Source organism: Methanobrevibacter sp. V14, from assembly GCF_963082475.1.
Taxonomy (GTDB): Archaea; Methanobacteriota; Methanobacteria; order Methanobacteriales; family Methanobacteriaceae; genus Methanocatella.
In genome coordinates this window covers 122,756-148,449 of record NZ_CAUJAM010000009.1, presented here as the reverse complement: position 1 = coordinate 148,449, position 25,694 = coordinate 122,756, and the positions used below count along the sequence as shown (strand labels likewise).

At 33.5% G+C, this 25,694-nt stretch carries 29 protein-coding genes; 15 read left to right on the top strand and 14 right to left on the bottom strand.

The window, feature by feature from the left end; genetic code table 11:
• The first annotated feature begins 106 nt into the window (after positions 1-106).
• From Q9968_RS08380 to Q9968_RS08360, 5 genes are all read left to right on the top strand, one after another.
• Positions 107-397 carry a 50S ribosomal protein L21e gene (locus Q9968_RS08380; protein WP_305515351.1) on the top strand — a complete coding sequence of 97 codons (291 nt, stop codon included), beginning with the start codon at positions 107-109 and terminating at the stop codon, positions 395-397.
• Positions 398-402: 5 nt separating this feature from the next.
• Positions 403-747, top strand: a complete 345-nt coding sequence (locus Q9968_RS08375; RefSeq protein WP_305515349.1) for an RNA polymerase Rpb4 family protein — start codon at positions 403-405, stop codon at positions 745-747.
• A 156-nt stretch (positions 748-903) separates the two neighbouring features.
• Positions 904-1,530: a DUF655 domain-containing protein gene (locus Q9968_RS08370; protein ID WP_305515348.1), complete on the top strand. Its 627-nt coding sequence runs from the start codon at positions 904-906 to the stop codon at positions 1,528-1,530.
• A gap of 8 nt (positions 1,531-1,538) precedes the next feature.
• A complete protein-coding gene (rsmA, locus tag Q9968_RS08365) occupies positions 1,539-2,411 on the top strand; it encodes a 16S rRNA (adenine(1518)-N(6)/adenine(1519)-N(6))-dimethyltransferase RsmA (protein ID WP_305515346.1) in 873 nt (290 codons plus the stop codon).
• A gap of 5 nt (positions 2,412-2,416) precedes the next feature.
• Entirely contained in the window at positions 2,417-3,001 is a 585-nt protein-coding gene (locus Q9968_RS08360) for a HemK2/MTQ2 family protein methyltransferase (RefSeq protein ID WP_305515344.1), read from the top strand.
• A 60-nt stretch (positions 3,002-3,061) separates the two neighbouring features.
• Here the strand turns inward: Q9968_RS08360 and dapF are convergent, their stop codons facing one another.
• The 4 genes from dapF to Q9968_RS08340 all read right to left on the bottom strand — a co-directional run bounded on the left by dapF (position 3,062) and on the right by Q9968_RS08340 (position 6,623).
• Entirely contained in the window at positions 3,062-3,922 is an 861-nt protein-coding gene (dapF, locus tag Q9968_RS08355) for a diaminopimelate epimerase (protein ID WP_305515342.1), read from the bottom strand.
• A 9-nt stretch (positions 3,923-3,931) separates the two neighbouring features.
• Complete coding sequence (gene lysA / locus Q9968_RS08350) at positions 3,932-5,215, bottom strand: diaminopimelate decarboxylase (RefSeq protein WP_305515340.1); 1,284 nt, start codon at positions 5,213-5,215, stop codon at positions 3,932-3,934.
• Positions 5,216-5,305: 90 nt separating this feature from the next.
• Positions 5,306-5,689, bottom strand: coding sequence for a hypothetical protein (locus tag Q9968_RS08345; protein WP_305515338.1), 384 nt, complete (start codon positions 5,687-5,689; stop codon positions 5,306-5,308).
• Between the two features lie 322 nt (positions 5,690-6,011).
• Entirely contained in the window at positions 6,012-6,623 is a 612-nt protein-coding gene (locus tag Q9968_RS08340) for a hypothetical protein (RefSeq protein ID WP_305515336.1), read from the bottom strand.
• A gap of 361 nt (positions 6,624-6,984) precedes the next feature.
• Between Q9968_RS08340 and Q9968_RS08335 the strand changes: the two genes are divergently transcribed.
• Complete coding sequence (locus Q9968_RS08335; protein ID WP_305515334.1) at positions 6,985-7,389, top strand: NUDIX domain-containing protein; 405 nt, start codon at positions 6,985-6,987, stop codon at positions 7,387-7,389.
• Between the two features lie 192 nt (positions 7,390-7,581).
• On the opposite strand, the gene Q9968_RS08330 is transcribed toward Q9968_RS08335, so the two are convergent.
• Together Q9968_RS08330 and mtrH are read right to left on the bottom strand one after the other, a co-directional pair.
• On the bottom strand, positions 7,582-8,742 hold the full coding sequence (locus tag Q9968_RS08330) for an aspartate aminotransferase family protein (protein ID WP_305515332.1): 1,161 nt from the start codon (positions 8,740-8,742) through the stop codon (positions 7,582-7,584).
• 184 nt (positions 8,743-8,926) lie between these two features.
• Positions 8,927-9,868: a tetrahydromethanopterin S-methyltransferase subunit H gene (gene mtrH / locus Q9968_RS08325; RefSeq protein ID WP_305515330.1), complete on the bottom strand. Its 942-nt coding sequence runs from the start codon at positions 9,866-9,868 to the stop codon at positions 8,927-8,929.
• Between the two features lie 536 nt (positions 9,869-10,404).
• On the opposite strand from mtrH, the gene Q9968_RS08320 reads away from it, so the two are divergent.
• Positions 10,405-10,836, top strand: coding sequence for a peptidylprolyl isomerase (locus Q9968_RS08320; protein ID WP_305515328.1), 432 nt, complete (start codon positions 10,405-10,407; stop codon positions 10,834-10,836).
• A 277-nt stretch (positions 10,837-11,113) separates the two neighbouring features.
• Here Q9968_RS08320 and Q9968_RS08315 read toward each other — a convergent pair whose 3' ends face one another.
• The 6 genes from Q9968_RS08315 to Q9968_RS08290 form a co-directional block, all read right to left on the bottom strand.
• Positions 11,114-12,016 carry a DNA glycosylase gene (locus tag Q9968_RS08315; protein WP_305515326.1) on the bottom strand — a complete coding sequence of 301 codons (903 nt, stop codon included), beginning with the start codon at positions 12,014-12,016 and terminating at the stop codon, positions 11,114-11,116.
• Complete coding sequence (gene hisF / locus Q9968_RS08310) at positions 12,013-12,837, bottom strand: imidazole glycerol phosphate synthase subunit HisF (RefSeq protein ID WP_305515325.1); 825 nt, start codon at positions 12,835-12,837, stop codon at positions 12,013-12,015. Before hisF ends, Q9968_RS08315 begins: the two co-directional genes overlap by 4 nt.
• 49 nt (positions 12,838-12,886) lie before the next feature.
• Positions 12,887-13,048 carry a preprotein translocase subunit Sec61beta gene (locus Q9968_RS08305; RefSeq protein WP_305515323.1) on the bottom strand — a complete coding sequence of 54 codons (162 nt, stop codon included), beginning with the start codon at positions 13,046-13,048 and terminating at the stop codon, positions 12,887-12,889.
• A 70-nt stretch (positions 13,049-13,118) separates the two neighbouring features.
• Positions 13,119-13,586 carry a cyclic pyranopterin monophosphate synthase MoaC gene (moaC, locus tag Q9968_RS08300; protein WP_305515321.1) on the bottom strand — a complete coding sequence of 156 codons (468 nt, stop codon included), beginning with the start codon at positions 13,584-13,586 and terminating at the stop codon, positions 13,119-13,121.
• A 4-nt stretch (positions 13,587-13,590) separates the two neighbouring features.
• A complete protein-coding gene (locus tag Q9968_RS08295; RefSeq protein ID WP_305515319.1) occupies positions 13,591-14,796 on the bottom strand; it encodes a tRNA pseudouridine(54/55) synthase Pus10 in 1,206 nt (401 codons plus the stop codon).
• Position 14,797: 1 nt separating this feature from the next.
• Complete coding sequence (locus tag Q9968_RS08290) at positions 14,798-16,147, bottom strand: signal recognition particle protein Srp54 (RefSeq protein WP_305515703.1); 1,350 nt, start codon at positions 16,145-16,147, stop codon at positions 14,798-14,800.
• 82 nt (positions 16,148-16,229) lie between these two features.
• On the opposite strand from Q9968_RS08290, the gene hpt reads away from it, so the two are divergent.
• Positions 16,230-16,799, top strand: coding sequence for a hypoxanthine/guanine phosphoribosyltransferase (gene hpt, locus Q9968_RS08285; RefSeq protein WP_305515317.1), 570 nt, complete (start codon positions 16,230-16,232; stop codon positions 16,797-16,799).
• 1 nt (position 16,800) lies between these two features.
• Positions 16,801-17,808: a diphthamide biosynthesis enzyme Dph2 gene (gene dph2 / locus Q9968_RS08280; RefSeq protein WP_305515315.1), complete on the top strand. Its 1,008-nt coding sequence runs from the start codon at positions 16,801-16,803 to the stop codon at positions 17,806-17,808.
• Between the two features lie 32 nt (positions 17,809-17,840).
• Here the strand turns inward: dph2 and moaA are convergent, their stop codons facing one another.
• Both moaA and mobB read right to left on the bottom strand, forming a co-directional pair.
• On the bottom strand, positions 17,841-18,773 hold the full coding sequence (moaA, locus tag Q9968_RS08275) for a GTP 3',8-cyclase MoaA (protein ID WP_305515314.1): 933 nt from the start codon (positions 18,771-18,773) through the stop codon (positions 17,841-17,843).
• Position 18,774: 1 nt separating this feature from the next.
• A complete protein-coding gene (gene mobB, locus Q9968_RS08270) occupies positions 18,775-19,812 on the bottom strand; it encodes a molybdopterin-guanine dinucleotide biosynthesis protein B (protein WP_305515312.1) in 1,038 nt (345 codons plus the stop codon).
• A 418-nt stretch (positions 19,813-20,230) separates the two neighbouring features.
• On the opposite strand from mobB, the gene Q9968_RS08265 reads away from it, so the two are divergent.
• From Q9968_RS08265 to Q9968_RS08240, 6 genes are read left to right on the top strand one after another with little or no spacing between them, the layout of a single operon-like run.
• On the top strand, positions 20,231-20,689 hold the full coding sequence (locus Q9968_RS08265) for a 4Fe-4S binding protein (protein ID WP_305515310.1): 459 nt from the start codon (positions 20,231-20,233) through the stop codon (positions 20,687-20,689).
• On the top strand, positions 20,682-21,779 hold the full coding sequence (fwdF, locus tag Q9968_RS08260; RefSeq protein ID WP_305515308.1) for a tungsten-dependent formylmethanofuran dehydrogenase subunit FwdF: 1,098 nt from the start codon (positions 20,682-20,684) through the stop codon (positions 21,777-21,779). Before Q9968_RS08265 ends, fwdF begins: the two co-directional genes overlap by 8 nt.
• Positions 21,780-21,787: 8 nt before the next feature.
• Positions 21,788-22,018: a 4Fe-4S binding protein gene (locus tag Q9968_RS08255; protein WP_305515306.1), complete on the top strand. Its 231-nt coding sequence runs from the start codon at positions 21,788-21,790 to the stop codon at positions 22,016-22,018.
• Positions 22,019-22,030: 12 nt separating this feature from the next.
• Positions 22,031-22,600, top strand: coding sequence for a molybdopterin dinucleotide binding domain-containing protein (locus tag Q9968_RS08250; RefSeq protein ID WP_305515304.1), 570 nt, complete (start codon positions 22,031-22,033; stop codon positions 22,598-22,600).
• On the top strand, positions 22,590-23,966 hold the full coding sequence (locus Q9968_RS08245; protein ID WP_305515302.1) for a formylmethanofuran dehydrogenase subunit B: 1,377 nt from the start codon (positions 22,590-22,592) through the stop codon (positions 23,964-23,966). Before Q9968_RS08250 ends, Q9968_RS08245 begins: the two co-directional genes overlap by 11 nt.
• 7 nt (positions 23,967-23,973) lie before the next feature.
• Positions 23,974-25,692, top strand: coding sequence for a formylmethanofuran dehydrogenase subunit A (locus tag Q9968_RS08240; RefSeq protein ID WP_305515701.1), 1,719 nt, complete (start codon positions 23,974-23,976; stop codon positions 25,690-25,692).
• Positions 25,693-25,694 lie beyond the last annotated feature (2 nt).

Below are 25,694 nucleotides of genomic sequence, written 5' to 3'. Positions count from 1 at the left end.
ATAGTTATTTTCACATTCTATGTTACTAGTATTTATGGGCTAATTTAATACTAGATCGCTGATAACATAGATTCATACCCAGACTTAACAGATTCGAGGTAATATAATGCAAAGATCAAGAGGATTAAAAAGTAGATCAAGAAAAAAAATGACCAAAGTACAAAGACCTGGTAGAACTAACCCAATTACTAACAGACTCCAAAGATTTAAAGAAGGAGATATAGTTCACATTACTATTAACCCATCCATCCAAAAAGGACAGCCTGCTCCTAGATTCCATGGTAAAACCGGTGCAATCGTGGGTCAAAAAGGAAAAGCATACCTCGTCGCTTTAAAAGATGGAAATAAAGCAAAAGAGTTAATAGTACGACCTGACCACTTAAAATTACAAAACTGATTTCTATGATTGGAAAAGAAATTATCAAAAGCGAACCCATACCAAGTTCCAAAGTTAAAAAAGTACTTGAAGATTTTGCTGAAGATAATGAATTAAATTACGAACAAAATCTTACATTAAACCATCTTTCAAGGTTTAAAAGATATTCTGCTGATGATGCAGATGAAATCTTAAAAAAACTCCAAGAGGAATTTGGATTAAGAGATAAAGTCGCTGCTCATATTGTTGATATGGTTCCAGAAGATTTAGCAGATATGAGATTAATCTTTGCTAAAGAAGCAACCAAAACAAGCAAAGAGGACATGGAAAAAATCCTTGAGATGCTTGAACAATATGAATATGTCGAATAGTATTTTTACTATTCCCTCTTTTTATTTATTTTTAAATTTTAACTTAAAAAGCAACTTTTTTTAGATATCTTTATTATAGTTAAAGATTAAACTTATAGAATAAGTTAATGTTATAGCTAATTTAGTTATATAATAAAAACAATAGTGAGTGATAATATGAATAATAAAAATAAAAATGGAAAGACTCCAACAGTTAAAAAAGAAGAAAATGCTGTTGTGCTTGATTACCTAAGTCGAGGATATATTAAATCCGATATGTCCAAATTTGGTGGAAAGCCTATTGCTCAAGCTATTGGTACAGAAAGATTCACTTTACTTGAATTATCTCCTAAAAATGGTGTTGATTTAGAAATGCAAGAAACCGTGTATATTGGAAGAGATAAAAGAGAGAAAATATACAAGGTTCTTGGAAAATTAGATTTCGAAAATTTAACTGCAACAAGCAGAATCGAATTGGATTATGCTATTCGTGACATTGTTGAAGCTAATGAAGAGAAATATGTTGAGTTCTTTAACACGGCAGATTCCGTAAGTACAAGACTTCATTCACTTGAATTAATTCCGGGAATTGGTGAAAAATACATGTGGGACATTATTAAAGCCAGAGAAGAAAAACCTTTTGAAAGTTTTAAAGACATCGCTGAAAGACTTCCGACATTGGCCGATCCTGCAGGAATGATTGTCAATAGAGTTAAACAAGAATTAGATACAACAATACCAAAAAGAGGAAAAAACAAATATTGCATATTTACACAATGTCCTAGATTTTCAAGAACAAAATAAGTGATAAATTGATTAGTGAAAATTCCCAATCATTATCTAAAACAACTAAAGATATCTTAAATCAGAATGGGATAAAGTTAAATAAAAGTCTTGGTCAAAATTATTTAATCGACAAGAATAAAAGAGATCAAATTGTTAACTTTGGAAATATAACAAAAGATGATGTTATATTAGAAATAGGGTCAGGAATTGGAACACTAACCATTGACCTTGCCAAAAAAGCTGGAAAAGTAATGGCCATTGAACAAGACCCTAGAATTTGTGGAATACTAACTCAAAGGCTTAAAAAAGAAAAAATAGATAATGTAGAATTAATTAACGATGATGCATTAAATATAGATTTTCACTATTTTAATAAAATCGTCTCTAACCTACCTTATCAAATTTCATCACCGATTACTTTTAAATTTCTGGATTACGATTTTGATTTAGCTATTTTAATGTATCAAAAAGAATTTGGGCAGCGAATGGCAGGTGATGTTGGAACTAAAAATTATTCAAGGCTTTCAGCTATGCTTTATTTTAAATGTGATGTTGAAAAACTGACAGATGTAAGTTCAGAGAGTTTTATTCCAAAACCGAAAATTGACTCAATGGTTGTTAGGCTAAAGCCTAAAGAAAATAGGATATCTAAAGAAGACTTTGAGATTTATTCTAAATTTACAAAAGCTTTATTCCAGCACAGAAATAAAAAAATTAGAAATGCTTTAATTGATTCAAGGCACATTATTGGTAATATTGATAAAAAAGTTCTCAAAAAAAGATTAAATGCAATTGAAGATGATGAAATAAATGAATATCTCTCAAAAAGGGTTATTGTGTTAACTCCCGAAGAGATTTTGTATGTTTCAAAGAAATTAAACCCAGTTTTTAATGAGTAGATATTATGCCAGAGTTTATTATCAATACCGATGATAATGTATATGTTCCAGCTGAAGACAGTTATTTATTAGCTGATAATTTAGAAATTGAACATGGAATGAGCGTTTTGGAAATTGGAACAGGTTCTGGTATTGTTGCAATGTATGCTTCAAGATTGACTGACAACATTACAGTTACCGATATTAATTTTGATGCTTGTGAACTTGCAAGGAAAAACTTCCAGGCAAATAATATTGAAAATATAGAAATTTTATTTGGAAATCTGTTTGAACCTCTTGAAAATAGAAAGTTTGATGTAATTTTATTTAATACTCCATATCTTCCAACTGAAGAAGGGGAAGTTATAGATGACACATTAAATTATGCATTCGATGGTGGATTAAATGGTAGGAAAGTTATTGATTTATTCTTAAATGAATTGAAAAGTCATTTAAATGATGGTGGAATTGTCCAGATGATACAGTCTTCACTTTCAGACAATGAAGAAACATTAGCCAAACTAGATGAATTAGGATTCATGGCAGAAATAAAAGCCTCTGAACATTTCTTTTTTGAAGACATCACATTGATTAATGCCTATAAAGTTTAAATAAAGCAATTCTTATACTTTTTATCCTGAAAAATAATTTTAAAAAATCATGAGGGAATTTTATAATTCTCCCTCGAAAACAAGCTCTGCCGGACCTTCCATGAAAGCTCCAAGAGCACCTTCTTTTTCATAAATATTAAATTTTAAGTCCCCTCCAGGTAAATGGAGCAATATTTCATCGCCGAATAATCCCAGTTTAAAACCAGAAATTGCAGTTGAAGTTGCACCAGTACCGCAGGCAAGCGTAACACCAGCACCACGTTCCCAAGTACTCATCTTAGCTTCGTTTCCAGAGATAACTTCCACAAAGTGCACATTGATCTTTTCAGGAAATGCTTCATGTGCTTCAATGGCAGGACCATACTTTTTAATGTCAATTTCATCCACATCATCAACAAAGATGATTGCATGAGGATTTCCAACACTAACGGCAGTTAAGTTGAATTTCGTATCCAATACCCCCAATTCCCCATTTAAAAACTCATCCTCATCAGCATTCATCGGAATTTCTGAAGTTTTAAATGTGGATAACCCCATATCCACTTTAAATAATACCGGCTCATCATTTTCTAAGGTTATTTCAATAGTTTTAATTCCCGCTCTTGTCTCAACAGTCATTTTTTCTTGTTTTAAAATACCTTTCCGATATACAAAATCCCCAAAGCATCTTATACCGTTTCCACACATTTCAGCTTCGCTTCCGTCAGGATTGAACATTCTATATCCAATATCAGCAACTTCAGACGGTTCTACAAACAATACTCCATCCCCACCTACTCCAAAGTTTCTGTGGCATAAGATTCTGCATGCTTCTGGCTTATCAGCTTCAGGAATAACTTCCCCATCAAATTCATTTATGATTGGAAAGTCATTGCCTATTCCATGCATCTTTGAAAATTTTAATCCTTTTAATTCTACCATATTATCAGCCTATTTTAAGTGTGGCGGAATACTTTGTTTAGCATATAAATCTTCAAATTCTTGTCTTTCACGTACAACCCTGCATTTTCCATCTGTCACTAAAATTTCAGAAGCAAGTGGGCGTGAATTATAATTGGATGACATTGTAAATCCATATGCTCCAGCGTTTAAGATACCTAAAACGTCTCCTTCACATACATCAGGCATTGGTCTGTCACGTGCGAATAAGTCTCCGGATTCACATACGTTACCTGCAATATCTACTTCCTGAGTGTTTTCTGCATCCATACGGCTTGCATCAACAATATGATGATATGACTCATACATTGCCGGCCTTAAAAGGGTATGGAAACCTGCATCCACTCCGATAAATTTACGATAGCTTTGTTTTATACTGTTAACAGTTACAAGCAATACACCAGCATCAGCTACCAGGAATCTTCCAGGCTCAAGGTACATTGTAGGAGAACCCATATCATATTGTTCTAACTTTTCCTTAAACAGGGCAATGTTAACTTCCGCAAACCTGCCTAAATCTACGACATTCTCTTCGGGACTGTATGGAACCCCTACACCCCCACCAAAATCAACAAATTCAAAGTCAATTCCGGCTTCCTGGTGCACTTTTCCTGCAATATCCATTGTAGATTCGATAGCTAATTTAAATGGCTCCGGATCTAAAATACCTGACCCGATGTGGGAGTGCATACCTATTGGGTTGAAACCTAATTCCTTTGCCATTTCATATACTTCAACAGCTTCTGAATCCATGATGCCGAATTTACTCATTACCCCTCCTGTAATGCAGTGGTCATGATGTCCTGCACCAACCATAGGATTTACCCTAAAGGATATCTTTAATCCTTCAGGATCCACCACACCAGCCAATCTCTTAAGTGCGGATACTGAGTCGATGTTTAAAACTGCACCTTCATCATGTACGAATTTTAATTCATCATTGGTAATGTTGTTGCCTGTAAACAAGATTCTTTCCCCTGAAAATCCGAGCATTTTTGAGATGTGAACTTCTCCAGGTGAAACAGCATCGATACAGCAGCCTTCACTTTCCAATATTTTCATTACTGCAAGGTTGGTATTAGCTTTACATGCATAAAATACTTTAAAATCAGGATAATATTTTGAAAAAGCAGAATAAAACCTATTATAATTGTCCCTTATTCTGCTCTCATCAATTACAAAAGTTGGAGTTCCGAATTCTTCTGCAATATCTACTGCATCTGCACCACCAATATCCAAGTGGTTTTTATCGTTTGTTTTAATATTTAAATTCATGATCTAAACTCCTTAAAAAAGTTACATTATGACATTACTTATTTGCCTTAATCTATTTAAAAGTAGTGAAGGAATAGGATTTGGGGACTGTCAATTGGTTAGGACTTTTTTTTGATTTTCTATCCACCCATCTTTTCTTGTCATGATATAGTCAAATATTCCTTCAGGAGTTCTATAGATTCTTTTTGTGTGTTTATCTAATGTATTTCCGAAGTAATTTTCTATTTTGTTGTTTGTACTATCTAATTTTCCAATATGGTCTTTTTCAAGGATTATTAGATATTTTCTGTAAACTGGGAAGAAATTTTTATTTAAGTAGTCTTGCATCATCTTTGGAAAATTCTTTAATTCATATTTTAATAGTTTTATGTAACTTATTGCTTTTTCGAGTGATTGTTGGTGGAATAATTCGTAAAATAATCCAACATATATTTTTATTTTATCAGATATTTCTTCTTTTTTCTTTTTTCTCATTTTTTTGATTTTGTTTTCTGAGATTTTTGTGTTGTTTTTTTCGTAATTCTGTTTCGTATTTATCGAGTTCTTCGTTTATTTTTGGTTTTAAGTTGGTTGTCATGTTTTTTTATTAGGTGGAATGTGCATTGTTGGTGTGCAAAGCCTAATTTTATCATTATTTGTTCATAGTCTTCTTTTAAGTCAGTTATTATTGCTTTGCGGTGTTTTAAAGGGATTGATATGTCAATGAAATCGTGAATTATTTTTGATGTTTCTTTTTTGGATATTAGGTATGCTAGGGTATATTATTGATTATATCAAATATATCTAGTCTGTATATTCATTTTCCTTCATTTCTGACCCATTGGGCATCATATCCATAATATCCTGAGAGTTTTAGTTCTTCGTTTAACCAGTACAGTCCGTCATCAGTTTTTAAAGCTTTTTTAACTGACTCATGTGAAATACTAAAGTTCAATAACGTTTTAAAATCATTTCCAATGTTTCTTAGTGATTTCCATCCGTGTTGTAGGAGTTTTTTTGCTTTGTTTTTCATTTTATTGGAATAATTGCAGAATTTTCCCCAGTATTCAGTGAATTCAACTTGGAACTTCTTTTTACATTTTTTACATTTATATCGCTTAACTTTAATTCTAACAGGAGTTCCATCATCCAAATAAAGTAATCTCCAATTATATCCTTTTCTAGAAAATTTTTTAGCACCAAAATGTTTACAATAAGGTTCACGTTCTTCAACAATACCCTGACTATTAACAAAGTAATCATCGTCGAGAATAGCACCAATAGGCAAAATTAATTGAGGATAAATTTTTTCATCAAAATCTTTTTCAACCAAAAATCCATTTCGAACTGGATCCTTAAATGCACCGATAAATATACAAGCTTCGCCAACCAATTTAAGATATGGAAGGCATTTAATTTTGCTGTACATATATAATTATTTGTTTTCCATACTATAAATAGTTAATTACACTTAAAATAAACTATAAAAAGTTTATAATCATAAATAATTAATTTTAAAAATTATTGTTAATATATATCAAAATTAAACGATAATATAACGAAATAATTTCATGAAAAATAAAAAAAATATAAAAACTAAAAAAAAACTAAACCATAACCAATATATAAATTTAACGAAAAATTAAGAAGTAAAAAATTAAAAGAAGGCTGGAAAAAAGACTTTGAAAAAATAAACACAAGATGTTATCAAAAGTCCTAACAAATTGACAGTCCCAGGATTTGCCAATGAAATGAAAAAATGTATAAAAAACACATTTAAATTAATTAATATGAAAAGAGATTATGGCCTAACAATGCGGGGAATAATAAAAAATGGTGATGGTGAAATTTTAGTTGTAAAAAGACATCCGAATAGTAAAACCGCTCCGGATACTTGGGAATTGCCTGGAGGTAAAGTGGAAAATGGCGAATTTTTTGATGATGCACTTATTCGTGAGATTAAAGAAGAAACAAACCTAGATTGCAAGGTAGGTGATCTTGCAATAGCCATACAGCATGACTATCCATACAAAAGAACCGTGCAGATGATAATGTATTTGGATGATGTTGAAGGTGAGCTAAAAATAAGTGAAGAGCATACTGATGCAAAATACGCTTCAATTGATGAGATTAAGACTTTGGAATTGTCAGACTGTTTTAGAGAAGTATTGGAAAAAATGAATTGGATGATATAAATCAATCATCAATGAAAATGTGGTCAGCGGTAAAAATAGCATACCATATTCATTTTTAATTAATGATAAGTCTAATTGATCTAGTACAAGACAATATGTTCTCTAAATTAAATCATAAGTTTATTGGATTAAAAACAGAACGCTTTGAATATAGTGAAATTTAATACTGGAAAATAATTTAAAAAGTGAACTTTAGAGTATTTCATCTAAAGCCTTAACAAATGCATCTATTTCTTCTTTTGTAATTATCAATGGCGGTAAAAATCTTAAAACATTTCCAGCAGTGCAGTTAATTAAAAATCCTGCTTCACGGAGTTTATCGACATATTCAGCTCCAGGTTTGGTTAATTCTACACCTGCCATCAATCCCAAACCACGCACATCGGCAATGATTTCCTTATCCAATTTTTTCAGTTCAGATAAGAAGTATTCCCCAACTTCATTAACATTATCAAGAATATTTTCCTCATCAAAAGTATCCAGAATAGCATTTGCCGCCGCACATACAAGTGGACCGCCTCCAAAAGTAGTTCCGTGATCGCCCGGTGCAAATCCTCCAGCTACTTTTTCGGTTGCAAGGATTCCGCCCATCGGAACTCCTCCACCTATTCCTTTAGCCATTGTCATTATATCCGGTCTGACCCCAAATAATTCATGGGCAAATAATGTTCCGCATCTTCCAAATCCGGTTTGTACTTCATCGACAATGAATACAATATCATTTTCTTTACAGATTTTCTCAATTCCTTTTAAATATCCTATATCCGGAACATTTACTCCACCCTCACCCTGTACAGGTTCAACAATGATAGCTGCAGTATTTTCAGTTATTGCTTCTTCAATGGCATCGAGATTATTGTATTCCACGTTGATGAAACCCTGTGGCATTACTGCCTTAAATGGCTCATGATACTCTTCATGCCCGGTTGCTGCAAGGGTCATTATTGTTCTTCCATGGAAAGAGTCAACAGTTGAGATTATTTCGCTTTTGCCTGTGTATTTTACGGCTAATTTAATAGCTCCTTCATTTGCTTCAGCACCGCTGTTTGCGTAAAATATTCTGTCGAAGTTTGTTCTGTCAATCAGTTTTTTAGCGTAAATTAGTGCAGGTTCATTATAATAGATACTTGATATATGTATGAGTTTTTCTGCCTGAGCTTGTATTGCTTCCACTAATGCCGGATGATTGTGGCCTAAAGTGTTAACTGCAATACCTGCAAACATGTCCAAATACTCTTTTCCATCAATATCCGTTACTTTAACACCTTCCCCGTGATCCAATACGATTGGTTGTCTTGTGAAAGTGTTAATAAAATAATCGTCTTCAATTTTTATTAAATCTTGAGTGTTCATTATATCCTCCTACAATCTATTATATTTTCCATAATATATTAGATTTATCATGAAATAATTTCAAAAATAACATTAAAAGCACTAAATAAAAATTTAGTGCTTTATTTAGGTTTTCAATGTTTAAATTTTAATTTTCAAAAGAGGAATTAAATTCAACTCGAAAAGTTAATTATTGAATCAAAGTTTACAATAAGTTATTTATAGCATGTGTTTCGATTGATTCGGTTCCTAAATCTTTAGCAGCTTCAGCGATGAACATGTCTGTTTGGGCAATAGCCGGGAAGCAGATTGTTGAATTATCTATCGGTCCAAACAATACAAAGTCGCCACAGCACATGACTTGCAAAATATTTGCTCCAATATCACATACAGTAAATGCTGTTTTGTTGCCTGATTCATTTTTATAATCCCTTAACCAATCCCATGCTGATGGAATATTATGAATACCTGAACCCACCGGATATCCCCATTTAGCTTTTTCCGCAAATGAAGCCCTTCCTGCAACACCTGCTCCTTGACCTAATGGAGTAACCGCAGTATCCATCATGAATTTTGTAATTCCACACTCTTCAGCAACTTCAAGCAAACCTTTTTCATAAGCTCCGTCATCACCATCTTCCCACATGGCAATTTTACCTTGTACGGTGGAATTCATTGGATTGAATCCTAAAATAATTGAAGCGTCTATATCTGTATTTTTAAGTGCTTCCATTTCAGATTTATCAGCGGACATGTTAATAGAATTGTATATTGCCCTATCAGTCAGGCCCACTTCGTCAGCATATTGGGCTCCTGCTACTCTAGCATCCCCAGATGTTGAGTCTATTAAAAAAGGCATATCGCCTATTTCTCCAATAAATTCCAAGTATTTTACAATAGCTTCTTCAGTCTGACCAAAAACTTGTGCAATACATGGATTTCCAGTTACATCTGACATGTTAACCATGTCATTTATTAACTTTTCAGCTCTTTCATGATCGAAATCTCCAGTTAATTCATTATTGATTATGTTGTGTCCGCCATAAAAGATTGTGCCACATAGAACAGTAGGATATTCTCCTGGTTGACCGCCCATCTTTACACCTGCAAAGTCAAAAACTGTCTGTTCTTTATCAAATTTGAACATTTTAAATTACCTCTTTAGTTTTATTTCGATCTAGGATATGTGCTAAAAATATTTGAAAAAGAAAACAAATAATTATAACAATTAACCGATATTATATCTTAGACCAATTAAACTTTTTAAAATTAATTATATATAAATATATTGTTTTAGGATAATTTATATTAAAAAATAACAATTATTAAGTTATTTTAGATAAAACAGATAGATATTACAATGATTTAAATATACTTAATTATTACTAAAATAAAACTGAAAATAGCTTAAATATATATTGAACTTCACAATTCTTTTAAAAAACAACGAATAAAAAAATTAGTAATATTTAATCATTAAAAATTAAAGAAATAATTAAAATCAAAATAAAAAATTGAAATGAGAATTTTAAATAAGAACGAAGACTAACGACCAAATCTAATACATCAAATATATAATCAGTATAATCCCGATTAATATGTAAAAATAATATTACATCATCTGGGCAGATTACCCATTAACTTTAATTAATAGAGTCTACCATATAAAAAGTAGGTGATAAAATGAAAGTCGCAACTATTAAAACTGATAAAGGAGACATCGTTCTCGAATTGTTCCCAAATGAAGCGCCTGGAACTGTAGACAACTTTGAAAAATTAATCAATAAAGGATTTTACGATGGTTTAACCTTCCACAGAGTTATTCCCGACTTTGTAATTCAAGGAGGTTGTCCTAACGGCAACGGTACTGGCGGACCTGGATACACCATCAAATGTGAAACTGAAGGAAACCCACACAGACACGGAACTGGTGCATTGTCTATGGCGCATGCAGGTAAAGACACAGGTGGAAGCCAATTTTTCATTACTCACAGCCCACAGCCACATTTAGACGGCGTTCACACCGTATTCGGTCAAGTTATTAAAGGTCAAGATGTTGTTAATGCAATCCGCCAAGGAGATGTAATGAACAAAGTAACCATCGAAGAAAGATAATTATTATCTTTCCCCCACTTCTTTTTAAACGAAACTACTACCCATTAACCACTTATTTTAATATCATAAATTTGATTACAGGACAGGTGCAGAATCGATTAAAACAAACCTTGATTTAATCATCCCTCTGAATCTGTTGCCCGAGATACAATATATCACGGCAATGTAAATTCCTAATGACTTTCCCCTCTCCAGGCTTCAAAAGCTGATACCAATAAGAAGTAAATTTTTATTTTCCGTCAAATATAGCTTAATGCCATAATGCAATATAAACACTTTATTTTAATTTGCCAATTAAACCCGACCTTCTTGCATAGTGAAACATGTACAATTGGACATAACCTGCATTTTTACCAAACTCTTCCATTCCAAATTCGCGAACTTTTGAAACACTTATGTCTTTACCATCGAAATACAAGTAAGACACAATACGTTTTATCCATACATCACTTGGAAAAGCTTCTTTAAAATTAAACCCATAAAGCAATATGCAATCCGCCACTTTTGGACCGACTCCCGGAACTTCAAGCATTGTCTGAAATGCTTCATCATAACTCATTGTAAATATTTGCGAAAGGTCCATTTCAAGTGCAAATAACTCGCTTGCCTTTCTCATGTATGCTGCTCTATATCCCACGCCACAATTCTTAAGATTGGTGCAGCACTTTGAAATATCTGAAATACATGACAGATTAAATTCTTCACCTTCATCCAAATATGCATTTGAAAGGACATTGCTTTGAGGAAATGTATAGTAATTGCCGTGCTTATTTCCCCAATTTTCTTTTATTTGAGAAACCGATTTGGTCCATCTTTTAATAGAATTATTAGCTGAACAAATTGAGGATATAATGCATTCGAAAGGATCAGGTGCTAAAAATAGTCTTAAACCTCGGCAGAACTCAGACATTCCTTTAAGTTCTTCATGACTGTTTAGATACTTGTAGAATTTATTTAAATTAAAATCTAAGTCAAAAATATAATTCAATTTAGAAACGGCTTTTTTATCCTCTAAATTAAAATCCAGATAATCTCCAGATTGTTTAACTTTGAAAATGGCCGGTTCACCATCAATTAAAACCACATTTCCATATTCGCCATCGACTTTCATCCAAGGAGGTTGTGAGGTTTGGCCTGAATTGATTGTTAAATCCAAGTCAATTGGAGCTTTAATTATCATAAACGGACCGGAACATTATTTTTTTGCAGGTAATCTTTAACTTCCCCAATTGAATATTGGTTAAAATGGAAAATGCTTGCTGCAAGAGCTGCTGAAACATCAGTTTTTTCAAAAACTTCCAAAATATGTTTTGGTTCTCCAACACCGCCACTAGCTATTACCGGAATGTCAACTGCATCATTAATGCTTTTATTCAACTCAATATCATAACCGTTTTGAGTTCCGTCTCCATCCATACTGGTTAACAATATTTCTCCAGCTCCATGTTCCTGACATTCAATTGCCCATTGGATTGCATCAATGCCTGTAAACTCACGTCCACCATAGATACTTGTATCAAACCAACAATATCCTTTGTCAGTTTCAATAACTGTTTTATCCTTAGCCTCATCAGGATGATTCACATATCTTCTTTTCGCATCAATTCCAATGACAACAGCTTGTGAGCCAACAACTTTAGAAGCTTCGGTCAATAATTCAGGATTTTTAATGGCTGCAGTGTTTGTTGAGCATTTGTCTGCCCCTGCTTTAAGCATGTTAATGTAATCGTCGACTTTTCTTATTCCTCCACCTACACAAATCGGCATGAATACATTTTCTGTTAGTCTATCAATAACATCAGCCATTGTTGCTCGGCGTTCGTGAGATGCTGTAATATCTAAAACCACAACTTCATCTGCTCCTTCTTCATAATAACGAGTTGCAAGGTCAACGGGATTTCCGGCATATTTAATTTCTTTAAACTCAACTCCCTTAACAACACGACCTTCCGGAACCTGCAAATCACAGTCTAAACAAGGAATGATTCTTTTGGTCAACATAGTATCAACATGCAAAAAAAAGTAGTAAAAGGTTGTTTGTAAAATATTCTTAAGCAGAATACCTTAAAACAAAACATAATATTGCTACGATAATAGTAGCGACAACAATGTGTTCAGGTGAAAGTTTTGGACCCAAACTTTCTTCATCAAAATATCTAACTAAACCTGCACCGGTTTGAGGCATAGAAATTTTATTATCTTTTTTACCCATAGTAATCTCCCATCAAATTAATTTATAAAAATAACTGTAGTATACTTATTTTCTTCATCATATATAAAGTTTAAATTTTCTCTTTTTTGATAACTCTAATATCGCTAATTCTTGTATCGGGATATTGGCCGAACTCATCTTTTTCAACAGCTTTAACCATGTCCCATACAGTTAAAAGTGCAACACTAACGCCGGTGATTGCTTCCATTTCAACACCGGTTTTGCCTAAAGTATTAACAGCACATATTGCAACGATTTCATCTTCCTTAACTTCAAAATCAAGTTCAATTCCGGTCAATGCCAAAGGATGGCAGAGAGGTATCATTGAAGAGGTATTCTTAACGGCCTGAATTCCGGCAACTTGAGCAGTGGTCAAAACGTTTCCTTTTTTAATTTCCTCATTTTGAATCAAATCAACAGTATTTTTATTTAATAATATGCTTCCACTAGCTACTGCTCGTCTTTTTTGATCTGGTTTAGCTCCAACTTCAACCATGTGTATTCCGTTTTCCGTTAAATGTGTAAATTCATCTCCCATAATATCATTTCTCGCTTACTTCAATTACATCCAATTGTGCACATGCTGCATTAACGCCTAAAATTTCAGAGACATTGGGGTTGCTTCTTCCCCCATCTCCAGAAATTAATTCTTTAATGTATAGTCCACCTTCAGTTTTTATCCTCATGTTAAATGTCTTGTCATTGATTATTTCATATGACAGGCCAAGCACGTGTTTTACTCTCACCATATCCGTGCGTCTTCTAAGTACCCTTATTGGTGTTTGTTGGTGAATTTCATTCAGTTTTGTCAAATCATCTAATTTATCCGCATCAAATGCCTCGTCACATTCAACAATGGCCTGATAAACTTTATAAGTATCCGGAGAAGATTGTTTTATTTCAGCTTTTCTTGGCCTTTCACATAATTTTAAATTATGATAGGCGGTTTTATTCTCATTAATCCTGTTGATTTCAGTTTCCAGTTTACTTAAATCAAGATTTCTAATTTTCGGTTCCTTTATTTCAAGTACAAAAGGTCTTCCAGAACCTAACATCAATACATCAATGTCTTCCCTTCCAGCTCCGTGGAACTTGGCTTCCCTTCCTTTGGTTAATTTTAAAAAGTGCTCGGAAATTAACTCTTCAACTGATTCGGAATATTGTTTGCCAGTGCCATAACACTCCTCACAACCTCTGCCTTTGCATTTGGTGCATGGCCATTTAGTTTGAGGTATTCCGCGTTTATATTTATTGTATTTTCCTTCAATATATAATGGATTGATCTGAATTCTTACCTTAGGTTCGTTTTTTAAATCAACATTGAAAACAATATCCTGTCTTTCGAATTCTGCTTCCCTGTCATATCTCTGCCAAATCCCAAGACCTATTAATCTGTTAACTTCTTTTTTAACAGTTTCAACACCTAAGTTGAACTTTTCAGACAATTCTTCATCACGTTTTTGAATGTCCTTATCGATTTGACATCCCACAAGAAATGTATCGAATTCAATTTTTAGCTGATTGACTTTATCATCGATCTTTTTGTATAAATCATCATCCAGTTTATCAAATAAGTTATCGCAGACAACACAATCAACATTATCCAAATTAATACCTAATTCACTGCATGCCTTATCTGCCCTTTCGATATTGTTAGTGCCTTCAATCGTTTTAGATAATTTACGCCCAAGACAATGTTTGCAGATTTTTCCATCAGTTTCCTTTAAAATATCTTCAGCCAATTTCATATTATCTATTCATGAAATGTCCCAACATACGGTTCATATTTCCGCCTCTAATACGGCCGCCACGTTTTCCGAGTCCTTTCATTGTCTTTTTGGTATTGTTAAAATATTTAAGCAGTTCTTTAACTTCATCTTCATCGACACCCGCGCCACGTGCGATTCTTTGAATACGTGACTGCTTAATTAATTTTGGATTTAGCATTTCTTCTTCAGTCATTGATGACATCATGACCTTATAACCTTCAATTTTATCTTCAGTCATTTTAGAAGTTTCCTTAGATATTTTATTACCCATACCTGGAATCATGTTTAATACCTGCTGCATTGGACCCATGCTGTTCATCATGTCAAACTGGTTTTTCATATCCATCAATGTGAATTTGCCTGTCAATATGTTATTCATGGTTTTTTCCGCAACATCCTCATTTATATTTTCTTCTGCCTTTTCTATAAGAGAGCGAATATCTCCCATACCGAGCAGTCTAGAAATAAATCTTTCAGGATCAAATTGCTCAAAGTCATCGATTCTCTCCCCAGTTCCAATGAATTTAATTGGAGCGCCGGTTTCAGCTACAGCAGACATTGCTCCTCCCCCTTTTGCAGAACCGTCTAATTTTGTAATAATGATTGATCCGATATCAGTTGCTTGTGAGAATGCTCTTGCTTGTTCGCCGGCTTGTTGGCCGATTGTTCCATCAATGACAAGAATAGCTTCGTTAGGACTGATAATTTTGTCCAATTTATCCATTTCAGCAATCAAATCTGATTCTTCCTTATGCCTTCCTGCAGTATCAAAAATAATTACTTTTCTATTCTTAAATTCTTTTAAACCCTTTTGAGCCAAATCAAGGGCATCTTTATTGTCAGGGTCTCCGTACAATGGCACATCCATCTCTTCAGTTAATTGCTTTAACTGAACATAAGCGGCTGGTCTCCATGTGTCGGTACATACAACCGCAGGGTTGAAACCCTTCTTTTGCAAATACCTACATAGCTTACCTATTGTAGTGGTTTTACCTGAACCTTGCAAACCTAAAAATAGTATTTTATACGGCCTATCGTTGATGTCAAGGTCTGCCGCTTCGCTGCCTAAAAGGTTCACCATCTCTTCATAAATAATTGTTATGACATATTCCCTTGGAGTTATGCCTTTTGGAGGTTCTTCTTCAAGAGCTCTTGATTCTATTTTTTTTGATAAATCTAAAACTAATTTAATATTAACGTCAGATTGAATTAAAGCACGTTGTATGTCCTTTACAATTTCTTTAATTGTCTTTTTATCAATGACAGACATTCCTACTAATTTTTTCATAGTATTAGTAAGATTTTCACTTAAATTTCCAAGCATATTAATCACTTCTTATAAGAAAACTTAATTATTATATTAAGATATATTTATATTTATTATAAGTTTTAATAATTTTCGTGTGAGTATTATGTTAGAAGAAGTAAAAAAATCTTTAGAGAATTCGCCAATTGTGAAAAAAGGCGAATATAATTACTTTGTAAATCCTATAAGTGACGGAGTTCCTGCAATGAACCCTAAAATGTTAAGAGAGTTATCATTAGCAGTGCACAAATATGCAGATTTGGATGTTGATAAAATTGTTGCTGTTGAAGCGATGGGAATACATCTTGCAGCTGCCTTGTCCCTTGCAACTGATGTTCCATTTGTTGTAATCCGTAAAAGACAATATGGTCTTGAAGGAGAAACACAGGTATATCAGAAAACAGGTTATGGTTCATCAAACCTTTACATAAACGATTTGCATGCTGGAGAAAAAATTTTGCTTATTGACGATGTGGTAAGTACTGGCGGAACTTTAATTGCGTTAATTAAAACCCTAAAAGACTTAGGTTTGGACATTAAATCAACCGTGGCGGTTATTGAAAAAGGAAAGGGTAAGGAAATTGTTGAAGCCGCAACAGGGGTCGATGTATTATCAATTATAAAACTAGACATTACTGATGGGAAAGTAGTTATTGAAAAAACGATTGATGATTAATATGTCAATGTACGATATGGATTTAGACCGGGCAATCCGTAAAATCAAATCCCTTGATGCCAAAACTGTAGGACTTCAATTTCCAGAAGGTTTGAAAGTACAATCAACAAAAATAGCTAAAGCGATTGAAAATGAAACGGATACTATTGTCATTATCTCAGGAGACCCCTGCTTTGGAGCTTGTGATGTTAGCGACTGGAAAATGAAGGGTTCGGTAGATTTAATTGTACACTACGGCCATACTCCTTTGCCATTGAAATATGAAGTCCCGACATTATTTATTGAAGCATATTCTAAAATCGATATTAAAAAAGATCTTAAAAAATGTTTAGAAAACCTGAAAAATGTATCAAGAATAGGTTTGGTGACAACGACCCAACACCTGCATCTCTTAAATGAAACTAAGGATTTTTTAGAAGACAATGGCAAAGAAGTGATTTTAGGCTCATCTCCCTCAACAAGAAAAGGACAGGTGCTTGGTTGTAACTTCTCATCGATTAAATACCTTGAAGTTGATGCTATTTTATTTATTGGCAGCGGAAATTTCCACCCTCTCGGGATTAAGTTATTCTCAAATGTTCCAGTAATAGCACTTGACCCATATAACTCAGAAATTAGAAGCATGGATGAGTTTGCAGATAGAATCTTAAGAATACGTTTTGCAAGAATTACGAAAGCACGAAGTGCAAAAAAATGGGGCGTAATAGTGTCTTCTAAAGAAGGACAATATAGAATGATGCTTGCTAGAGAAATTAAAAAAACAATTGAAGATGCTGAAATGGAAGCATACATCATACTTCTCGATAATGTCTCACCTGATGCACTACTGCCGTATCTTGATTTGGATGCTTTTGTTGTTAGCGCATGTCCAAGAATAGCTATTGATGATTCGCAAATGTATAAAAAACCATTAATAACCCCGCAAGAATTAGAAATTGTGTTAAACAAACGCGAATGGGAACATTACCAATTAGATGAAATTTTGTTCCACGAAAGGTACCATTCATAGAAACCTAAGGTTTTCCTGATGAAACTTTTTAATTATATAGTAATAGACGGTTCACGTTGATTAATTCCTTTAATGAAAATTTCTTCTATTTGTTCTTCACTTTCACCATTTCTAACATGTGAAATAAGCTCAACAAGATTATCATTTCTAAGCAAGCATGGTTTGATTTTACCGTCTGGAGTTATTCTTAATCTAGAGCATTTTGAACAGAATTTGGCATTATCAACAGGTTTAACTACCTCAATTTCGCCCCCGTTAATGTAATACTTTTTACGTCCTTGCATAAATTTACGTTCATACATATCATCAGCTATATCCGCTATCTCATTTTCAATGCTGTCCAAATTATAGTGATATTCTTTGCTGAATTTGTCTTCATCACAGTTTTCACTTTCAATCAATTCAATAAGTTGAAGAACAATATTGTTTTTTTTACAGAATTTAAACATTTCTTTGATTTCATTTTGGTTAATGTCTTTCATAATAACCATATTGATTTTAACAGGATACAATCCAACTTCAACGGCTTTTAAAATTCCTTTTTTAGCATCTTCAAGGTAATCTTTTTTAGTAATAAACTCGTATGTATCTTTGTCTAGTGTATCAAGGCTGACATTAACACGATCAAGACCTGCCTCTTTTAAATCTTCAGCATATCTCTCTAAAAGTATGCCGTTTGTTGTCATTGATATGTCTTCAAAGTCAAGGCTAGCTATTTTTTCAACGATTCTCACAATATCTTTTTTAAGTAATGGTTCACCGCCTGAAAGTCTGATTTTGCGAACACCGATTTTTTTAGCGACTTTGCAAATTGTGTATAACTCATCAGCAGTCATTTCATCTCTTGAGCGAACCATTCCATCATGATGGCAATATAAACAATTCACATTGCACCTGTTTGTTATTGTGATTCTTAGTGAAATAATGGGTCTTTCATATTTGTCTAAAACTACATTTTCAAGCATTTTAAATCTCTTCCACTTTGATTTTTATTTTATTGATTTTTGAATCTATTTTTAGACTATTAACAATTGCATAAATGGTTTCCTTTAGAATGCCTTGAGTAAAATCATTTATTTTAACATCATGGTTATTGGTTTTAAGAATTATATTGGCATCAATCAAATCTTCTGTAATGTTGGATATTTCAATATCGATAAGTTTAGCTTCCTCTTTGGTTTTAATTGATTTTATCATTCCTTTTATGGAATTTGCAACAATATTTTCACTAAATCCATTGATTTCAAGTATTTCATCATTTATGTAAATGGCGCATTTAGCTTCAATTGGATTTTGCGGAGTATTGTCATTTGGAATAAGTATTTCTATTTTTCCAACATCCCTTACTCCAAAGTCCTTGAGATTTAATGTATTTATGACTCCGATAACTTCTTGTTTTAGATAATCACTTACAAATCTATTAAGGCCAATTACATGACCATCTATTGATAAGTAGCTGTGGATTTTATCTAAATCATCAACACTTAAATTTCCTTGACGAATTTCATTTGCAATTGCTTTTCCATTATTAAATCCACAGTTATTTAGAAATAATGTATCAATTATATCATGACTTCTTTCTTCAATAATATTGCATAATTCACTCACGCCATCTGCATCAATTGTAAATGAATCTATTTCTTTTATGGTATATTCGTCTCTGACATCTGGGGAGGTTATTATTTTTGGATAGTTGTAATCTTTAAATCCTTCAATGATTACAAAGTCAAAGTCATCAAAATGTTTTAGCAGGTATAATATTCTATTTAAGTCATGCTCTTTTTTTGAGTTAAAAAAAGTTGTTGATCCAACACCGACTACTAAATTGGCTCCGGCTTGTTTATGTTTCCATGTATCGGTATTTTCTTTATCCATTTCTATTGAATGGTGTGAATGTTTGATAGAGCATACATTGTATCCTCTTTTTGTCATTTCTTCTATAACTTTTACAGTTAATGAAGTTTTACCGGTATTTTTTTTACCAACTATAGATACTATTTTCATATTCAACTCCCCTTAATCCATTATTATGTTGTTTGTATTAATTAAAAATTTCTAATGTCATTTATGTGTAGTTACTACACATTTAGGTAAAACTAAAAATTAGTGGCGATTTTCCTTGAATTTGTAATACTTTTTCGTTAATTTTGTATTAATTATTTTGTGTAATTTCACTAGTTTTTTAAAAATTTAAAGATTATAATTTGTTTAAGATAGCTATAAACTTTAAATTATCTTATTTAGTAGGATTTACGTATAATTAACTTTTATTTTATGAAATAATTTAATTAAATTAATTTTAAAAATTTTAAATGTGTAGTTTTCCCACAGTAATATTTAATTATTTCGGCTTAAATCTAGTAGGCAACTATATTTATATAAGAAAACATATGTGTTATCATTACACATTGGTGGTTTTCAAATGCCCAAACATATTGCATCTGGTCTTAAATATTTGGCTGCGGTCAAGTTGAAGGATGCTGGTGAAAGTCATCAAGCGATTGCTGATGAGTTAGGTGTTGATAGATCTACCATATCACATTACTTGAATGGTAGGAACTTATCTTGGAACTCTATTGATGTTGCAAGAACAATAACCGAATTATGTCCACGTGATTTCTTGAATATGACCGAGGCAATATTTGACGAACCAGAACAGAGTCGAAAAATTGTGAATATTTGCAGAGAAAGAAATTTCGAAGTAATTATAGATGATTCTTGTATTGGTTGCGGTTTATGTGTAAATGCATGTTCAATGAAAGCTATTCAATTAGAATCATTGAAAGCACATGCAGACTCCATACAATGTTGTGGTTGTACGCTATGTAGCGACGAATGCCCAACTGATTCTATAAAAATTTTGGAGATTGAGTATGATTAGAAATTTAAAAGAGGTTAAAGACAACAACTTTGACATCACAAGATCAGCAGAAGAAGTTAGAAACTTATCTTTCAATGATCATGTTTGTTTAGGATGTGGAATTTGTGAATTTACTTGTCCTGTTGAAGCAATTACATTAAATCCAATTGCTATCGACGCACGTAACAGAATTTCCAACGACATCTATTTCAGTGGTCACGACAAGATTGCTCAAAACTTCCGTGAGGATTTCGATGTTCAAAGAATAAGCATTGACGAAAGTAAATGTGTATTATGTGGTATGTGTAGTGGTTTATGTCCTGTTGACGCTTTAGTATTAACTATTGATGGCGTACCAATTAAAGAAATTGATGCATATCCTCATTACAACGCTTTCTCAAAAATTGATGATGACGAATGTATTTACTGTAAAAGATGTGAAATTGCATGTCCTCGTGATGCTATTGTCATTGATAGAGTTTTACCAAGCCGTGCAGATTTAGTGACAGGTGAAATCGAAGTTGATGATGATGAATGTATTTATTGTGGGGTATGTGAAGAATTATGTCCTGCAGAAGCAATTGTCGTTGATAAAGAAACTGGTAAAGAGTCCATTGTTATAGACAAAGATAAATGTGTATACTGTTTAGTATGTAAAAAATCTTGTCCTACTAACGCTATTAAAGCTGTTTGCAGATCCTGTAGTTATGGAGAATATGATTTAGATCCTTCTAAAGCTGTTGTTAAAGGAAACTCTGTCATTGACTCAGAACTTTGTGTATTCTGTGGTTGGTGTGAAGGAGTATGTCCTACCGATGCAGCAAAACATAAAAAACCATTCCAAGGTTCTATTGAAGTTGATCAAGAAAAATGTCAAGCTTGTGGAGCTTGTGTCGATATTTGTTCTTGTAATGCATTAGCATTCCCTACATCTTCTGGTCCTGGTTCTAGATTAGATCATATCATTGCATATGATGAATATTGTGTAAGATGTAAAGCATGTGCAAATGCATGTCCTAACGGAGCGATTACTGTAAAAAGAACTGAAATTGACCACACACCTATTGGCTCAACTACTTGGAAAGAAGCTTTAGATGCAATTAAGGACTAGGTGATTCGATGGAACTTAAAGTTAATCAAGATAATTGTTTAGGATGTGGAATTTGTGTAATTTCATGTCCTGTTAACGCTGCTATCAGTCCGGAAAATGCTGGTGGTAATGGTGCTAAGACTGAAGAAGTTATTATGATGGTAGAAAACGGATTTATTAAACTTTTCAGTAAAGATAAATGTGAATTGTGTGGAACATGTCAAATGTTTTGCCCAGTAAATGCCATATGGTTAGAATAGGGGGATTAATTTATGTATTATGCTAATACTTATTTAGAAAAACCTGTAGTGCCTGATGTAAAAATTACTGGTGAAGGAACTACCGATGTTTTAAAATGTATGTTAAACACCGGTTCTGACATTTACCAAGGCGCTTGTAAAAAAAGAGGTTCTACTTTAAAAGAGGAATACAAAAATGCTTCTGGTACTTGTTATATGGATCCTAGAGATATGGCAAAATTAGGTGTAAACAACTGGGATACTGTACTTGTAAAAACTGATTTTGGGGAAGTAGTAGTAAACTGTGCAGTATCAAGAGATGCACCTCACGAAGGAACTGTATTCATTTGTAAAGGACCATGGGCTAACACTATTGTAAGTCACGATACTTACTGTTGTTCTGACCCTACTTATAAAGGAATCAAATGTACTGTTGAAAAAACAGACAGAAAAGTATTACTCATGGCTGATTTAATGAGATGGGTATACAAAAAATATGTTGACGAAGAAGATGACGATGTTGTTGAAAACATGGAATCTTTAGGTGAATTACCTGTTTATCATGGACGTAAATGGAAGGAGTTGAGTGACCATGACTTATGAACCGCCTATAACTGATTATGATTACATTGTTGAAAATTGTACTTGTGCATTCTGTGGTTGTAACTGTGATGATTTAGATTATTTGATTAAAGATAATCACGTAGTTGCTGTAAGACACGCATGCAGATTAGGAGCAAGTAAAATTATGGAAGATATGGACCAAAGATTGCTTGTTCCAATGATTAGGGATGAAAATGGAGAACTTAAAGAAGTTGACTGGGATACTGCTTTAGATAAAGCTGCTGAATATATTGCTAATTCCATCAGGCCTGTATTTTACGGTTGGTCTGAAACATCTACTGAATGTATGAAAGAAGGAGTAGCATTAGGCGAATATATTGGTGCAGTATTAGATAACCAAGCTACTATTTGTCACGGACCTTCTCTCCAAGCTGTACAAAATGCAGGTTACCCTATTCAAACCTTAGGGGAAGTTCAAAACAGAGCAGATGTTGTTGCTTACTCTGGAAGTAACGCTATGAACTCTCACCCAAGGCACATGGCAAGATATGCTGTGTTCTGCAGAGGATATTTCAGACAAAGAGGAAGATTCGACAGAACCGTTGTTACCATGGATCCTAAATTCTCAGATACTGCAAAATGTTCTGACAAATGGATAGGATTTGAACAAAACGGAGATTACGGTTTCTACAATGCTATTAGAGCAGTTCTCAGAGGAAAAGAATTATACCAAGATGTAATTTCTGGAATTCCTAAAGAAGATATTTACGAATTAGCAGAAGAAATGAAAAATGCGGAATTCGGTGTTCTCTTCTTCGGTTTAGGTTTAACCCACACTTTATCAAAACAAAGAAACATCGATATTGCTATTAAAATGGTTCAGGACTTAAACAAATACAGTAAATGGGGTCTTACTCCAATGAGAGGTCACTTTAACGTAAACGGATTCAACATTTTCATGGCATTCGAATGTGGTTTTGCTTTCGGTGTTGACTACTGTAGAGGTTACCCAAGATACATGTTAGGAGAAACTAACACTATCGATTTATTAGTAAGGGAAGAACCAGATTGTTTCATGGTTATTGCAGCTGACCCAGGTGCTCATTTCCCTAATGGTGCAAACCAACACTTAGCTAACATTCCAGTTATTCAAATTGATATTCACTGGGGACCATCAACTGAATTAGCTGATGTAGTATTGCCAGGTTCATTCATCGCTGTAGAATGTGCCGGTACCAGTTATCGTATGGATGGAGTTCCTATCTACATGAAAAAAGCAATCGACAAACCAGAAACCTGTCGTGACGACGAATGGATTGTCCGTGAATTAAAAGAAAGAGTAATGAAACTCAGAGAAGAGCCAAATGTAGCTCCAAAATATGTGCCAAATCCAAACGCACTCTAAAGGTGATATAATGGAATATATTCTTAAAAACGGTATTGTCTACGACCCTGTTAATCAAATCAACGGAGAAAAAAAAGATGTCATGTTTAAAGATGGAATTATTGTAGATGACATTTCCGCTGATGCTAAAGTCTTAGATGTTACTGATAAAATTGTCATGCCGGCAGGTATTGACCCTCACTCACATGTTGCAGGTCCTAAATTAGTAGTAGGAAGATTATACAGACCTGAAGATTCTAGAAGAGGTGTTACTCAAAAAACTAAAGTATTAAGATCAGAATCTGGTTTCTCCATCCCAAGTTGTCCTGCAACTGGTTATAGATATTCAAGATTAGGTTACGGTACTGTTGTAGAAGCAGCTATGCCTCCTCTTGAAGCAAAACACACTCACGAAGAAATTGCAACTATTCCACAATTGGACATCCCAGCCATGCCGTTATTCGGTAACAACTGGTTTGTACTGGAATATGCTAAAGACAATAATATTGAAGACTTATCTGCATTTATTTCAGCATGGTTAAAAATATCCAAAGGTTACGGAATTAAAATCGTAAATCCATGTGGAAGTGAAGCATGGGGTTGGGGTATGAACGTACATGGTTTCAACGATAAAGCACCATACTTTGATGTAACTTCTAAAGAAGTTGTTATTGCACTTGCAAAAGCAAACGAAATGTTAAACTTACCTCACTCTATACACATTCACCCTAACGACTTAGGACACCCTGGTAACGTACCAACTACTCTTGAAACTATGGATGCTGTAAAAAACATTAAAAAAGGATCAGGAGCAGCTGAAATCAGAAACCAAACTATGCATGTATGTCACTTACAATTCCACTCTTACACAGGTAACAGTTGGAAAGATGCAGCATCTGGTGCTGAAGAAATAGCTAAATATGTTAACAAAAATGATCATGTTACTTGTGACGTAGGTCAAGTAACTTTAGATGAAACTACTACTATGACTGCAGATGCTCCTATGGAATATGACTTATTCAAATTATCTGGTCTTAAATGGACTAACAAGGATATTGAATGTGAAACTGCAGCTGGTATCATTCCATGTATTTACTCAGGTAAAAACCCAGTTAACACTTTACAATGGGCTATTGGTTTAGAATTATTCTTACATATTGATGACCCATGGAAAGTATGTTTAACTACTGACCACCCTAATGCGGGACCATTTACTAGATATCCTAGAATTATCTCTTGGTTAATGAGTAATCAAAGAAGGATGGAAATGATTGAAAACAGAGAAGTTCACAAATGGGCAGAAAAAAGAACTACCCTTGCAACTCTCGACAGAGAATACGATTTCTATGATATTGCAACTATTACAAGAGCGGCTCCAGCTCAAATCTATGGATTCACTGACAGAGGAGCACTTACTCCAGGATACAGAGCAGACATTGCAGTATATGACATAAATCCTAATGAAATTGATCCATCTAGACAAGCTGCTGATATCGAAAAAGGTTTCGATGTTGCTCAATACACTATTAAAGATGGTCAAATCTTAGTAAAAGACAAAGAAATTGTTAAAGTTAAAGAAAGTCAAAACATTTGGGTTAACGTAAAAGGATGGGAACAAAAAGAACAAAAAGTCATTGACAGTATTATGCCGTTCTTTACTCAATACTACTCAGTTAAATGGGAAAACTATCCTGTACACGATCACTACGTATCCAACCCAATTAGAATAGACGTTGAAGGTAAATAGGG

Bases quoted from the DNA above. Each gene is read 5' to 3' on its own strand.
- Q9968_RS08375 (WP_305515349.1), top strand. From the start codon at position 403: ATGATTGGAAAAGAAATTATCAAAAGCGAACCCATACCAAGTTCCAAA.
- Q9968_RS08250 (WP_305515304.1), top strand. From the start codon at position 22,031: ATGTATTATGCTAATACTTATTTAGAAAAACCTGTAGTGCCTGATGTA.
- dapF (WP_305515342.1), bottom strand. From the start codon at position 3,922: ATGGTAGAATTAAAAGGATTAAAATTTTCAAAGATGCATGGAATAGGC.
- Q9968_RS08370 (WP_305515348.1), top strand. From the start codon at position 904: ATGAATAATAAAAATAAAAATGGAAAGACTCCAACAGTTAAAAAAGAA.
- hpt (WP_305515317.1), top strand. From the start codon at position 16,230: ATGTTAGAAGAAGTAAAAAAATCTTTAGAGAATTCGCCAATTGTGAAA.
- dph2 (WP_305515315.1), top strand. From the start codon at position 16,801: ATGTCAATGTACGATATGGATTTAGACCGGGCAATCCGTAAAATCAAA.
- lysA (WP_305515340.1), bottom strand. From the start codon at position 5,215: ATGAATTTAAATATTAAAACAAACGATAAAAACCACTTGGATATTGGT.
- Q9968_RS08305 (WP_305515323.1), bottom strand. From the start codon at position 13,048: ATGGGTAAAAAAGATAATAAAATTTCTATGCCTCAAACCGGTGCAGGT.
- Q9968_RS08340 (WP_305515336.1), bottom strand. From the start codon at position 6,623: ATGTACAGCAAAATTAAATGCCTTCCATATCTTAAATTGGTTGGCGAA.
- Q9968_RS08320 (WP_305515328.1), top strand. From the start codon at position 10,405: ATGAAAGTCGCAACTATTAAAACTGATAAAGGAGACATCGTTCTCGAA.
- mobB (WP_305515312.1), bottom strand. From the start codon at position 19,812: ATGAAAATAGTATCTATAGTTGGTAAAAAAAATACCGGTAAAACTTCA.
- Q9968_RS08245 (WP_305515302.1), top strand. From the start codon at position 22,590: ATGACTTATGAACCGCCTATAACTGATTATGATTACATTGTTGAAAAT.
- Q9968_RS08345 (WP_305515338.1), bottom strand. From the start codon at position 5,689: ATGAGAAAAAAGAAAAAAGAAGAAATATCTGATAAAATAAAAATATAT.
- Q9968_RS08380 (WP_305515351.1), top strand. From the start codon at position 107: ATGCAAAGATCAAGAGGATTAAAAAGTAGATCAAGAAAAAAAATGACC.
- Q9968_RS08265 (WP_305515310.1), top strand. From the start codon at position 20,231: ATGCCCAAACATATTGCATCTGGTCTTAAATATTTGGCTGCGGTCAAG.
- Q9968_RS08330 (WP_305515332.1), bottom strand. From the start codon at position 8,742: ATGAACACTCAAGATTTAATAAAAATTGAAGACGATTATTTTATTAAC.
- fwdF (WP_305515308.1), top strand. From the start codon at position 20,682: ATGATTAGAAATTTAAAAGAGGTTAAAGACAACAACTTTGACATCACA.
- mtrH (WP_305515330.1), bottom strand. From the start codon at position 9,868: ATGTTCAAATTTGATAAAGAACAGACAGTTTTTGACTTTGCAGGTGTA.
- Q9968_RS08315 (WP_305515326.1), bottom strand. From the start codon at position 12,016: ATGATAATTAAAGCTCCAATTGACTTGGATTTAACAATCAATTCAGGC.
- Q9968_RS08360 (WP_305515344.1), top strand. From the start codon at position 2,417: ATGCCAGAGTTTATTATCAATACCGATGATAATGTATATGTTCCAGCT.
- Q9968_RS08335 (WP_305515334.1), top strand. From the start codon at position 6,985: ATGAAAAGAGATTATGGCCTAACAATGCGGGGAATAATAAAAAATGGT.
- moaA (WP_305515314.1), bottom strand. From the start codon at position 18,773: ATGCTTGAAAATGTAGTTTTAGACAAATATGAAAGACCCATTATTTCA.
- moaC (WP_305515321.1), bottom strand. From the start codon at position 13,586: ATGGGAGATGAATTTACACATTTAACGGAAAACGGAATACACATGGTT.
- Q9968_RS08295 (WP_305515319.1), bottom strand. From the start codon at position 14,796: ATGAAATTGGCTGAAGATATTTTAAAGGAAACTGATGGAAAAATCTGC.
- Q9968_RS08255 (WP_305515306.1), top strand. From the start codon at position 21,788: ATGGAACTTAAAGTTAATCAAGATAATTGTTTAGGATGTGGAATTTGT.
- hisF (WP_305515325.1), bottom strand. From the start codon at position 12,837: ATGTTGACCAAAAGAATCATTCCTTGTTTAGACTGTGATTTGCAGGTT.